This is a genomic window from Bacillus sp. OTU530 (assembly GCF_038440375.1).
The window spans coordinates 1-13,197 of record NZ_JASATP010000087.1; the positions used below are offsets into that span (position 1 = coordinate 1).

The following is a 13,197-nucleotide window of genomic DNA, read 5'->3' on the forward strand; positions in this document are numbered from 1 at the left end:
CTGGTCAGGTTATAGGTCTTATCGATAATGTTCCTACGGTTCAAGAGTTGTTTGATGAGATGATTTCTACGGTAGAAAAAGGACAGAATCGTATAAATAAGCTTTTCGGGGAACGAAGCCATAGATAATTGTCTTCCGACATGGAGAGAATAGAAATGTTAAAATAAACAACATATACTTACTACCGCTTTCGAATCTTATGTTAACAGGCAGCCTAAAAAGGGCTGTTTTTTTGTTTTTATTAAGGTTTTGGCACTTCCCTTGTTTTTGGGCAGAGGATGGCTCGCCGTGTGGGGGCGAAACCCCACGTAAGCGTGTAGGTCATATGGAGAGAGAGCAATACAAGGGACGGATGATCTGGCGGTTCGGCTCGTATAATCGCTCGTGCAAGCCGATCCCCCGCATCTTGCTTTTGGTCATCGGCTTGGCGAAAAGCAAGAACGAGCCGAAAAAGATTCTGAAAGGGACAAAGGAAAGAAATGGCGACAGCCATTTAGGCGACGATTAAGGAGCCGGCTTTTCTTTGTTAAGGGTGGAGATTTTTTTCGCGGGTTCTGCGAAAAAAATACTACCCGTTCCTTGCAGAATCTTTAGCCTTTATGATAATACGAAACTAAAATTTTACCATAATATTTCCAAATTAGGGAGGGGTATTTTTTTAACCCTCTTAAGAGTTTACAGGAACATGTACTATATAGATGACCAGTATTCTAAACCAACATCTATTCTAAAAAAGAAAAGGATGCTAGTATTGAACTAGCATCCTTAAAGGAATTGTTATAAGATTTGTCGAAATGACGTTATAAATGGTAAAAAACCCCAAAGTTTGGTCGCAGCGGGGTTTCTTACCAACCAATATGAAGGGGTTAATCCCTTATTAACTAAATATATTCTAACATAAATGGGTTAACTCCTTCCATAGAGAAGGAGAAGAAAAATAATGGCAGAAGACAAAAAAAGCGTTATTAATCTTATGGAAGAAGCTGAAAAGAAAGCAAGGGCAAGAGATTTAAAACTTGAACAGATGCATCAGCAACTTAAAGCAGGCGGTTTTTCTTCAGAAGAACAAGCTTTATTACTCCAAGCACTTCAAAGAATGACTGGTGATGAATACGGTATTTATAAAAAAAGAAAACCTACGGATAGGGTGAAATTCGTGCAAATAATCATGGATAATGTGGAGTATTTAAACCGTATTGGTTATTTCACAAGTGCGGAACAAGCATTCCTATTGGCACTTTCACCATACATAGAGTTTAAAACTAATGTAATTATTGAGAAAAGTAGTGATAAAGATGAAATTGAAACTAATGCTGCTACTCCAAGCTATTTAGCTGAAAAGCTTGGAAAAACTAGAGAGAGTGTTTCTAAGACAATGAATTCTTTATTAAAAAAGGGAGTACTTGGTGTAGCTGAATCTGGAATGACTACAGATGATGGGCGAATTTGTACTTCTCGAACTTGGTTTGTGAATCCAAATATCATGTGTTGTTCTCCTAAAGATGGTATAGATCGGGCAACTCAACACATATTTAAAAAGTCTCTTAGAAATTTTAAAGTTAATAAAGATGATAATAAAAAACATAATCTTCCAGTTTATTTATTTTAGATGTCTATATTGACATCTTTTTTTTTTATTTATTTACCAAATATTAGGTGTGAAAAAAACTTCACACAGGTGTGAAAAAAACTTCACACCCCCCCCCTCTCAAACCCTTGATATTACTGGTTTTTTGTAATTTCTCTATCTCACTCTATATAAGGGCTAAAAATTCCGAAAGGAACGGGTAGTATTTTTTTCGCAGAACCCGCGAAAAAAATCTCCACCCTTAACAAAGAAAAGCCGGCTCCTTAATCGTCGCCTAAATGGCTGTCGCCATTTCTTTCCTTTGTTCCTTTCAGAATTTTTTTCGGCTCGTTTTTGCTTTTTGCCAAGCCGATGACCAAAAGCAAGGGGAAAAACCTTTTCAAACATTAAAGACACTGTTCAGAAGCCTCAGATTTGTTTTTAAGCGTTCGTCTTTCTACAAACATAGAAAAAACTACTGTTATTCATCTAGAATCCTTTTATAGGGATTTCAGATGTCTTAAAATGAATTTCTTTTGTACACCCTGTTTCCAGTGCAATATGAATTGATATGAATGTGTATACTATGCCTATATATCAAAATTGTAAATTATTGGTATTTCAATGATTATATAGATATAGTTCACACTTGAAATCGCGTTATACCACCGCCCGAACACCCCATTTGTATTCGAGTTCTCGTCTCCACACCTCATACCAACTTCGTCGGCATGAGGTGTGGAGAACATACAAATGGGGTGTTCGGGCTAGATAGAGGGTAAATGTGAAGAGAAAGAGGAAAAGAAGAATAGAAGAATAAGAGATAAGATCAAATGAAAAGAGAATATACAAAGATACAAAATGAGAGGGGAAACTGAATGAAATGAATCAGAAATATGAATAGATAATGATGCTGGGATGTGGGGTTATATGGATGTTAAGAACAACATGTATGGTGAGAAAAGATAGAGAACAGATACAAGAGGGAATAAAAGGATACATAGGGAAAGAGAATAGGAGGACAGCCCCTGCAGGAAAAACGAATCGAGAACAAGTTGCTGTGCAACTTCGCAAATTATAGATGCGAAGCAACTGTATAATTGCGCCCTGGCTATAAATCCAGGAGAAAATTATAAAACAGTCATGGAACGTATGGATCAGCAAAGTATGAGTCATATACGTGAAATCTAAGAGACGAGAAAACAACTTTCTGCTGCTGAGGAAAAAAAGAAGTGGTGGGAATTTTTTATTTAGATAGTTTGTTTCTTATAACATCTTAGTCTCTACTTCCATTATAACCCTATCTGAGGATTATTTATAGACTGTTTTTTCATTCATGTCTTGCCTTATACTGTTATACGCAAGTCTAAAAGTATAAGGGGTGTGGATATATGAGTGACAAAAAAAATATCTTAGATCCTGGTCCTTTCTTTCATGGTACTAAAGCAGAACTGAAAATCGGAGATCTGCTTGAACCGTTGCACTTATCCAATTATCAGGATAAAAAATCTAACCATATCTATTTTACTGCAACATTAAACGCTGCTAAATGGGGTGCTGAATTAGCAAGATCTAATTCAAAAGAGAGAATTTATATTGTAGAACCATTAGGTGATTTTGAAAATGATCCGAACTTAACTGACAAAAAATTCCCTGGAAACCCAACACGTTCTTATAGATCTAAATCTCCTTTGAAAATAGTAGCTGAATTAAGTTCATGGGAAAGGCATTCCGATGAAGAAATAAATCATATGCTTACATCTTTAAAAAAGTTAAGTGAAGAAGGAAAAAACGTAATATACGATTGATTCTCACATTATTAATTAAAACTTCAGCCAAATGCCTGATTAAAGACTTAACTAATTTTACTATATAAATAAAGATAAGCCATACAAAATGTTAAGTATGTTTTGTATATGGTATACATGTGAGGTTAACATAATCCCCCATTATCGGGAGTCAATGTATCTAGAATGCTAAAAACCCCCTTCAGACCACTCTTACTGAAGGGGGTTCGTATTCACATAATCAAGTGTTATCGGAAGTCGATATATTTAGAAATCTATGAAGTCTTTTTAATTTCGTTGCTGCTTTAACACTCAGTAAGAGATAGAAGCAAAAGAATCAACAACGAAATTAAAAGAAACCGTACATTGTTATGATTTTACTTCATACTTTCTCTTTTTCAATCTCAAGATGAGCAAAAGTAGCAGCGGTTGTAAACCGAATAAAAACAACGCAGCATTGCCCAGCATATCCCCGAGTTTAAATAAATTATTAATATTTGTCGGAATCATGGCAATGATGTAAATGACCGGAAGTAAGCCATACATAAATGGATGAATGTTCTTTTTAAAGAGTTGGGCCAGCCCCAAAGAAGCAGCATAGTGAGCTGTGGTAAAGGAAGCAAACATTTGCATAATCCATATCACTAGCAAAAGAGACTCAAACCGTTCAAATAGCAAACCAGGCATTTCAAAACTTCGCATGAGATCAAGCGTCGGCCATGTTTGCATTATCACTCCATCGACGGAGAACGCACCGATGACCATCACGACAGTTATCGTGTAAAAGATCATCGGGAAAAAAATTCCAACTAGAATAACTTTTCCTGCTTTGTTTGGCTGTTTCATAAACGGCAACAGAATCAACATGATTTCAAAACCTGTATATGAGAGAGCGGTTGTTTTGATTCCCTTTAGTACCGGTATAATCCCCAACCCTAGTACCGGGCGCAGATTATCCATCTCAAATATTTTAAAGCTCATAAGGGTAACCATCAAAAAAATGCCAACCGTAATGGGAAAGATCATTTCAAACACACGGGCCAGCGGATTTATGCCGCCCATGATCAAATAGAGACTCGTCCACATATATGGCATAAGGATGGCCCATAGGGGGGTGCCTTCTAACAAGAAAAAACTTGTTATTTCTGCTAATACACGGACCAGAAACCCACACATCGTAAAAAAATAACATGCAAGGAGTAGACTTAGTAACCGGCTCACCCATTTCCCTACAATTTCTTGGCTGTATTGATAAAAGGTTTTTTCTGGAAACTGTTGGCTTAATTTGACTATGATAATCCCTGCCATCATCGTGATCAGCCCGCCTAAAATCACAGTTAACCAGATATCTGGTGTTTTCACCTTCTCTGTAGATGTTCGGGGCAAGGTCAGAATCCCCGTTCCAATTATATAATTGATGACGATAATAGCTGCTTGAGGCGTCGTAATATGGTCTTTGGGGCTGGTAATCATCGCAGGTCACTTCCTTATTCACAATTCAGGATTACTACTTTCAAAAGGTTCATTGTTTCTCATTTTTCCACGCTTTTTCTTATAACCGGTACAATTTTACATTTCCAAAAAAGAACAAAAATTATGCATATTCTATACATGTTAGGTTTACATAATCCCACATTATCGGAAGTGGGAATGCCCAGGGCATCCGCACCAATACTGGGTTTCTCGAAATCTCTCAATTTATCAAGTATGCAGGATTTTATGCAATGCCCAAGTGGCGCGGCTTTTGGCCTCCCCATCCTTTGACAAATCTCCTTACTTTTTGCATAAAATCCTGCATATTTTCATTCAATTTTGATGTCTGAAAATCTTGATTTAAGTGGTTCTGTGAAATGACATACATCATGATTCTATATTGTGAAAAAATTTTTCTTGCGTTCTATCATAATTGATAGTTTATCTGATCTTTTTAATAGATTTTACATATACTATAAAGAATATCAATTGGGAGGAGTTGATGAATAGAATGGGTAGAAATAGAAATCAAAATAGAAGAGAAAACAACTTTGATTTTGAACAAGAGACAATGGTGCGCTCTGACAACGATAACACAAATAGAATTTTTGATCGCAATACTAATACTGCCACTGTACAGAATAGCGGAAATTCCAATGTCAATGTACGCGTAGACGTTGACTTTGAGGATTAAACAAGAAAGCACATGATCAAATTTTCTAGTGAGGTAAATAGAAGGAGGAAGGGATATAGAGGTAATCTCTTTTCCCTTTTTCCACTTATGCCTATATGCGCTTAGCGTAACGCTTACAAGCAGTGCTAAGAATACATAGTAGTGTCTGTGGGGAGGTTATGCCCCACCATCAAGGCATTGCTTTTTTTATTTGCCAAATAATTTAGCGATCCAACTTTTCCTTAAAACTGTATAGAATCCTGCATGTTTTTTCGTGTGAAGAATAAAGTGAAAGAGAATGCCGAATCCTCCCGTTTACTCAACAGTTATCAAACAAAAACACCCCTCATTTTCAACGGTCTAGAGGGGTGTTTTTGTTTGATTAAAAGTTCATTGCATAAAAACTTAACAATGAGAAATAAATAAGAAGGGGAATTGAAGATTCCCTTCATCCAAGCAGCCATGTTACAGAATACATGGCTGCTTATCAGTATTTGAGCTATTAAAACATGGATGAGGCACACAGAAATGTAATCTGTGTGCCTCATTTTTTTATTTCCAAAACTGCCACCACTTTTTTTGTTGTGTGGCTGCTATCATTTTTTTTGTCTCTTGAGTTTCACGAATCATCGACATTAAAGCTTCATCTCTATTCATCAACACTTGTTCCTGGCGATCTAAACGGTTGGTCATCGTTTTATCTTGTTGGTCTAATCGTTTAGTCAGTTCCTGTAACAATTGATTTTGGGTCAACACGACCTCTTTTAGTCCAGCAATCTCTTTTTGTAATGGTTCTGTATCGTTTTTTTCTGTATCTACCCTCGATATATCTCTTCTCGAATGTGCCGCCACTACTGACTTTGTAGCCGATTCAAGCGATACGCCCGCCTTTTTCTTTTCTTCAATAAGCGATCTGAACACTTTAATATCTGTATCGTTATAAATCCGATACGTGTTTTCATCTTTTTGAAATAGATATCCGGCTGCTTCAAGCTTTTGACTGTACTTCCTAACTGTTACAGCGTCGATCTGTAAGATCTCCGCCATATCTTTAGGTCGATACGTTCTCATAGCGGCCTCCTTTTACATTCTTTTTTGTATCGAGGTTCGATATAAAAGACTGTTTTTCCTTCATATGCAGGATTTTATACAATTTCAGACTGGGAAATAAATTGGCAAGTTTGCAACAATCCTTGCCATTTCTACATTTTATAAAATCTTACATGACGTGAAATTTCACGGACTGGATAGTAAGTAAAGAAATACGGATGCCACAAGGGTTTCGCAGGGAATCCCTAACGATTCCCACTTCCGATAATGAGATGTTATGTTAACTGGACATGTATAGGGTATACAGGAAATAGTTTCTTATCAACGTATTATTCGAATTGATATACAGCCCTTTTTTTATGAATATACAGGATAATTGTATGTTACTATGAAATTAATTTGAAGCTTGAGGAAGTGATAAGTTTATGACTGAGAAACAATCTACTATGAATTGGCTACCTTTGTCATTGAAAATTATAGCTCTGCTGCTATTTGCTGTTGTTGCAGTTACTTTAATCTATATTGGTGACGATGATTTGCCTAACACATCAACTCAGACTAATATCGTAAATAGTAGTAATATTTTAAATGATTTGGATGTCCCTCTGACGCCTAAAGAGGAAGAAATCTATGAATATATACAGAACCAGTTTGATATTTTAACAAACAATGGTGAGAATTACGTTCCCGAAATTCAAGATCCTCAAGTAATAAAACTCGCAAGTAAACATTTTAGAATGAGTGAAGATAAGATTGATGAAATCTACATAAAGATGAAGATAGCAGAAGAACAGCCTTAAACTTCCGCTTTCGGATTTTATGTTAACTAGAACGAGATCTTATTTGGATCTCGTCTTTTTGTTTAAAAATTTAAGCATAGTCAGAAGAGCATAAGGGGTTTTTGATATCACATAGGGTGCTAGCCTAGGCAGAGCCTAGGGAAACTGTGATATCAATAAAAGTGTTTGAATGTCTCCATTGTGTTCCCCTATTTTTGAGGGATGTTCCTATCGTGTCCCCATCAAAATGTAGAAGTGTCTCCATTACGTCCCCATGTATTGAGTTGCTGTTAACACAACTTTTTTTATTTTTCCGAACGATTTTAGGTGAGGGCGCATCTATACACCTTGCTAAGCAGGTGTCCGATACGTACTCGCTATCACTCGATCTAAACAAAAAAGAACTCAAAACATAGGCAAACCACTGCACCATTTTCACCTCTATTTAGAGGGGGAATAAAGTGTATATATACGCTCCTTAAAGCCTTGCTACGCAAAGACTAGAACCTATATATCTCTATTTGAACCCATATATATAGACCTCTCAAAGAATTGATACATAAGCTTTTATCCGTATATATAGCATCCTCTCACATGTACATTTTTTATATTGTTGTCCCTGAATTTATTACAGGGCGCAATTATACAGTTGCTTCGCATCTATAATTTGCGAATTTGCACAGCAACTTGTTCTCAATTCTCAAAACGTCTTTACCGTTTTAGATCATTTCGATTTGTTTTTCCCGCGGGGGCTGTCTTGTTATTCTCTTTCCCTATGTGTTCCTCTTACTTGTTATTTCACTTCTTTCCGTCGACTCTACCCTATCTTTTTTCACCATACATATCGTTCTTAGCATCATTATCTATTCATATTTCTGATTCATTTCATTCCGTTTCTTCTCTTATTTTGATCTTATCTCTTATTCTTCTTTTCCTCTTTCTCTCTTTCTCTTCACATTTACCCTCTATCTAGCCCGAACGCCCCATTTGTATGTTCCCCACACCTCATGCTGACGTAGGCAGTATGAGGTGTGGGGACGAGGACTCGAATAGAAATGGGGCGTTCGGGCGGCGGTATAGCGCAATTTTAAGTGTGCACTATATCCATATATAAATTGAAGCGCCAATAATGTATAGGTATAGTGTATAAATATTGTCTACGCCTTTGTGTTGGCTCAGATTGCATTGGAAGCAGGGAATACAAAAGAGATTCATTTTAAAGCCCCTATTGTCCTTTATAAGCGTGTTTTTCGTAGATCGGTAGTTTTACTCGATGTTAGCTGAAAAAGTGCACAAGAAGGAAAATAAAGCTGTATTCTATGCTTTTTTGTACATCTTGAGCTCTTCCTCTAAACGGCGGCGTTCTTCTTCTAGGTCTACTGCTTCAATTTGTGTTTCCTGGGACTGTTGTTTTTGCTCCTCTAGCCATTCTGGAAGCTGTTCTTTACGAGTTGATTGTTTACCGCCAGATTTTTTCTGTTCAGGTTGCCAGTTCTTTAATCTGTAATCAAGGATGGCTCTATATTGTTTGTCTGTTTTAGTGATAGCCTTTTTATCAGCAAACATTTCCGTTTTAACTACATCAAATGGAGCATTAGGATATTTACCCTTTAATTCCTGATCAATAGAATCACGACTACTACTACTAATGGTTTCAGGCTCATTACTAGTAGTAGTCTTTGATGTAGTCTTTGATGTAGTCTTTGATGTAGTCTTTGTTATAGGTTTTACTGTTTGGGCATTTTCGGTTTTACCGTTTGGGTAAAATCGAAATTCCCCTTTGGGTAAAACCGGATATTCCTCATGGGTAAAACCAGATGGAGATAGTGGATCAACCGGTTTTACCGTTTGGGTAAAATCCAGTGATAATGCAGGATTGGCTTGCTGTTGTGCTAAAAATGCCGCATATTCCTCTTGCTGTCTTTTCAATTCTGCTTGCACTTTTTCCTGATAAATTTGGTATGCAACCTGTTGTTTTAAGATAAGATATGTATCCCAATTCAAATGAATATGAGGTGTTTTCTTTCCGTCAAACATTGTATTCCAAACCTCTACTAACCGCAGCTCCACAAGCTTTTTAATAGCAGTATCATATTGTTTAGCTGATAAGCGGATTTCATCCCACCAATCAGTACGAGCTTTTGCTAACCAGAATTTTTTATTTTTAAAGATACGTAGCTTAGAACGTCCATCTTTAGAAGGTGAAAACCAGTAAACAATACGGGCAAGTAGATCTCCAGCGTTTCGATCTCCTACCATGTCTACATGAATAAATTTTGTTTGATAAAAATCCTGTTCAGCTACTTCAAAAACCTTTGCCCATTCCAATTCGTTCAACTGATCCATTGTTTTTAATTGATCCATAATAAAAAGACCTCTTTTCCATTTTTAGATTCGCGAAAAATGGTAAGAAGTCTCGAAAGGATAGAATTGACCTTCTAAAAAACTATGTGCTAATATGTTGCTAATAACACATGTTTAAAAAAGGGTATACTATGCCCTTTTAAGCTTCTTACTGGGACGCTTTTACCTACTCTTCCGCCAAGTTGAATGAGGTAAAGGCGTTTTTCCATTTCTGCGTATGTATTTGTCCCCATCTTAGCATTGTTTTCCAATCCAGTTCAATGAAAATATAGGAAGGAACTGCTAGAATAGCAACCCCTTCGCTCTTACAAGGTTTAATCATCGTACCAATCATTCCACTATGTTATTTTTACTGGTGTCTCGTATATTTCTGCATCCTCTTGATATTCCTCGTCCTGATAGTATGTTTCTTCTTCTTTACGATCCCAAACTCCAAAGAAATTTAAAATAAGAAACACACACATAATGATCCCGCCAAAACCTAATACCCAACCTATTGTTAGGTCCCGTGCCTGATTTCCAGTGTCTAGATACCATCCAATTCCATGAACTTCGTCAAGATACTCACCAACCATGCCTATGGTCATAAGAACTATAAATAACTTTTTCATCGCTTATTTACCTCCATTTGCTTCTTGATATCATCGACAAGCAAATAGATAAGGTAAGTTGCAAGAACAGATAGGAAGGTAAGAAGTGCTATCATGCGGATTCCCCCTCTCGTGCATGAGCTGAAAGGATTCTCGCAAGGTTTTTAATATCACCTTTCTGTATTCTGTTCATGAAGTCTACGAATAAGGTAGAAAGTACACCCTCAACAGTGAATATAATCCCTTCTTCGTTATAAGCGCTTGTAAGGCTCTCGCAGATGAATTCTAAATCAAGCAAGCTATCATAAGGTATTACTTATTTTAGCGACTCTCTTGCGACCTGTATCGCGTCTGAATAGGCTTCTCTCGCCTGTATAATAGTTGATTACCTTTTCCTGCATCGCTCGTAAACTTCCTGCCATTCTTGCAGGATCTACCGTTGCTGCATATTGCTAGCGGAAAATAATAGTGACAGTAAAAAGCCCTCCCTGATCACGGGGAAGGTTTTTTTATTTATTTTCAATGTTTTGTATTATCTCGTCTTAACGGGAATACGTTATAATAAAGTTAACTGTTTTGTTCGGTAAAAGAGCAAAAATGGTAATACAATGTGGAATCATCCACACAGGGGGAAATAACTTGGTACAAGGTACAGTAAAATGGTTTAACAGTGAAAAAGGTTTTGGTTTCATCGAGCGTGAAGGTGGAGAAGATGTATTCGTTCACTTTTCAGCAATCCAAACTGAAGGTTACAAATCTTTAGAAGAAGGTCAAAAAGTTACTTTTGAAATTACTCAAGGTAACCGTGGAGCACAAGCTGCTAACGTTCAAAAACAATAATTAAAAATAAGCCCTCCCGATCACTGGGAAGGCTTTTTGTTTCTAAAAATATTAAAAAGGCACTCCCGAAGGAATGCCTGGTTATAATCATATTAGTTCAATTCCATGCTACTAAATCCAATAGATCTTTTTGGTTCTTCGGGATTTGATCTTTTAACCGCCATTAATAAAAAACTAAGCTGTGAAACATGTTGAATCAATTTAACCCTTGAACTATCCTCCAATATCCCATAAAAACAAATTAGACTCGGATCCCAATAACCAATATCCTCCACATGAAACTGTATTGTTTGTCCATGTGATACTAGGCGTACCCCTACTTCATGCTCCTGATCTAGAGAAGCATCGAAATCATTAACCATTTCCACTAATCTTTTATAGAACTCGCTCGCAAGATTAGAATTTCCAGGTAAGATTGGATTCGTTTCAATGTTTGGAACAATCGGTTGCCGTGAGAGATACTTTTGCCAATCTACATTAATTTTCCCTAACTTATCTAGCAATTTCTTTTCAGCATTACCAAACAATTGAATACACCTCCTCTTTACATCCTTACATTCGACAAATAGAAACAATATCCTCTAAACAAAAAGCCCTCCAGTAATTGGAAGGCTTTTTGTTATATAGGGGCACTGTTAATCTTCTTGTTTTCATTCGAGATTAATCCCCTGCGGGAAAAACGAATCGAGAACAAGTTGCCGCGCAACTTCGCAAAGTGCACTAGCGTAGCAAGTGTATAATTGCGCACTCACCTAAAATCTGTTCGGGAAAAATAGAAAAAGTTGTGTTAACAGCAACTCAATACATGGGGACGCAATGGAGACACTTTCACATTTTGATGGGGACACGAGAGGGACATTGCTTCAAAATATGGACACACAATGGAGACACTTTTGAGATTTTCATGTACCCACGATTTCGTCAGGCATTGCCGGACTCCACAACCTAGTTGGGGACAGAAATCCCTTATGCTCTTCAATCTTTCTCGAAAAATGAAACTCAAAATAAAAACGAGATTCTTATTAGATCCCGTTAGCTTCTCAAGATAATTTGAATACTCGATTTTATGTATCAACTTTTAGAACAATACGAGCACGTAACGATCTACCTTGCACTAATATAAATAGCTTATTACCCGCCTATAATCTTTCGACTATAAACAAGCAGTTCACCACTCATACTAATGGTTCGTTCGACCGTACAAAATACCTGTACAACCATATATAACCTTTCGGCTATATATGACCGTTAGCCTTATAAGAGCTAAATTGCTCTCTAAAGCCTGCGGCACTCGGCACGATCTTAGCTCGACTCTATCCGATAAGTTGGAACCCCACTGTAATCATAGCAGCTAGCATACGACTATAATGAACCTTTTCCCCACCGAATAAAATCTTCTCTCCGATTGCACACAAACCACATAGTTTGTACGAACCAATGACCTGTATACAATCTTTGACCGACCTATATACACCTCTGTTATGAACCATATATAGATCTGGGCTCAACCGTTACGTACCCGATACATATATCATGAGCAAATTCATTTCAATGTATGTACACTATAACGATATGGTAACCATTTACAATTACCATTTATTTACAATTTATTTTGAATTTTTAGAAAATTTATAATTTTTAGTATTTACAAAATTCGACCCTGGATGTATGATAAGTACAAGTAAAACATACATATCAAAAAGAAGGTGGATCCAGTGCGATAGAGCAAGGCGAATGTACAAATGATGTACAGGGTATAAAACCAAAATCTATTGAAAAAGAGGGTGGTACCACCAGAGTAGCGGAAGGCGAAAGCGTATCTAGTATACGCTGGGTAGTAAAAGTAAGATCTCTTTTCTAAATACCTCCTATACCTTATTATTTTGATAAGAAGTTGCCTTTATCTAAATTAATAAAGAAAGGGACAACATCAGCGTTCATTTGCAATGAACGGAAAGGATTATGAATACCATGGATGAAGAAATAGTGTAAGCGACCTTGTGATTCCTAAGAGGATGATCGAGGTCGCTTACTGTTGTTTTATGTGCTTTTTTAGTGAGGTTAACATAACAAT

General features: G+C 36.8%; 11 protein-coding genes. 6 read left to right on the top strand and 5 right to left on the bottom strand.

Annotated features, from left to right (window positions below; genetic code table 11):
* Window positions 1-325 precede the first annotated feature (325 nt).
* From AAHB12_RS30050 to arr, 3 genes are all read left to right on the top strand, one after another.
* Complete coding sequence (locus AAHB12_RS30050) at window positions 326-508, top strand: hypothetical protein (protein ID WP_342048755.1); 183 nt, start codon at window positions 326-328, stop codon at window positions 506-508.
* A 432-nt stretch (window positions 509-940) separates the two neighbouring features.
* On the top strand, window positions 941-1,609 hold the full coding sequence (locus tag AAHB12_RS30055) for a MarR family transcriptional regulator (protein WP_342048756.1): 669 nt from the start codon (window positions 941-943) through the stop codon (window positions 1,607-1,609).
* Between the two features lie 1,349 nt (window positions 1,610-2,958).
* The gene (gene arr, locus AAHB12_RS30060; protein ID WP_129731666.1) at window positions 2,959-3,375 is read left to right on the top strand and encodes an NAD(+)--rifampin ADP-ribosyltransferase; all 417 of its coding nucleotides are present in this window, start codon (window positions 2,959-2,961) and stop codon (window positions 3,373-3,375) included.
* Between the two features lie 348 nt (window positions 3,376-3,723).
* Here arr and AAHB12_RS30065 read toward each other — a convergent pair whose 3' ends face one another.
* Window positions 3,724-4,827 carry a spore germination protein gene (locus AAHB12_RS30065; RefSeq protein WP_342048757.1) on the bottom strand — a complete coding sequence of 368 codons (1,104 nt, stop codon included), beginning with the start codon at window positions 4,825-4,827 and terminating at the stop codon, window positions 3,724-3,726.
* Window positions 4,828-5,329: 502 nt separating this feature from the next.
* Here AAHB12_RS30065 and AAHB12_RS30070 point away from each other — a divergent pair.
* Window positions 5,330-5,521 carry a hypothetical protein gene (locus tag AAHB12_RS30070; RefSeq protein WP_342048758.1) on the top strand — a complete coding sequence of 64 codons (192 nt, stop codon included), beginning with the start codon at window positions 5,330-5,332 and terminating at the stop codon, window positions 5,519-5,521.
* A gap of 531 nt (window positions 5,522-6,052) precedes the next feature.
* Here the strand turns inward: AAHB12_RS30070 and AAHB12_RS30075 are convergent.
* The gene (locus AAHB12_RS30075; RefSeq protein WP_342048759.1) at window positions 6,053-6,571 is read right to left on the bottom strand and encodes a DUF3967 domain-containing protein; all 519 of its coding nucleotides are present in this window, start codon (window positions 6,569-6,571) and stop codon (window positions 6,053-6,055) included.
* A 404-nt stretch (window positions 6,572-6,975) separates the two neighbouring features.
* On the opposite strand from AAHB12_RS30075, the gene AAHB12_RS30080 reads away from it, so the two are divergent.
* Window positions 6,976-7,350: a hypothetical protein gene (locus tag AAHB12_RS30080; protein ID WP_342048760.1), complete on the top strand. Its 375-nt coding sequence runs from the start codon at window positions 6,976-6,978 to the stop codon at window positions 7,348-7,350.
* Window positions 7,351-8,646: 1,296 nt separating this feature from the next.
* Here AAHB12_RS30080 and AAHB12_RS30085 read toward each other — a convergent pair.
* Together AAHB12_RS30085 and AAHB12_RS30090 are read right to left on the bottom strand one after the other, a co-directional pair.
* Window positions 8,647-9,693: a hypothetical protein gene (locus tag AAHB12_RS30085; RefSeq protein ID WP_342048761.1), complete on the bottom strand. Its 1,047-nt coding sequence runs from the start codon at window positions 9,691-9,693 to the stop codon at window positions 8,647-8,649.
* Between the two features lie 338 nt (window positions 9,694-10,031).
* Complete coding sequence (locus tag AAHB12_RS30090; RefSeq protein ID WP_129731750.1) at window positions 10,032-10,304, bottom strand: hypothetical protein; 273 nt, start codon at window positions 10,302-10,304, stop codon at window positions 10,032-10,034.
* 618 nt (window positions 10,305-10,922) lie between these two features.
* Here AAHB12_RS30090 and AAHB12_RS30095 point away from each other — a divergent pair.
* Window positions 10,923-11,123 carry a cold-shock protein gene (locus AAHB12_RS30095; protein WP_165350906.1) on the top strand — a complete coding sequence of 67 codons (201 nt, stop codon included), beginning with the start codon at window positions 10,923-10,925 and terminating at the stop codon, window positions 11,121-11,123.
* A 92-nt stretch (window positions 11,124-11,215) separates the two neighbouring features.
* Here AAHB12_RS30095 and AAHB12_RS30100 read toward each other — a convergent pair whose 3' ends face one another.
* Complete coding sequence (locus AAHB12_RS30100) at window positions 11,216-11,650, bottom strand: DUF6173 family protein (protein WP_342048762.1); 435 nt, start codon at window positions 11,648-11,650, stop codon at window positions 11,216-11,218.
* Window positions 11,651-13,197 lie beyond the last annotated feature (1,547 nt).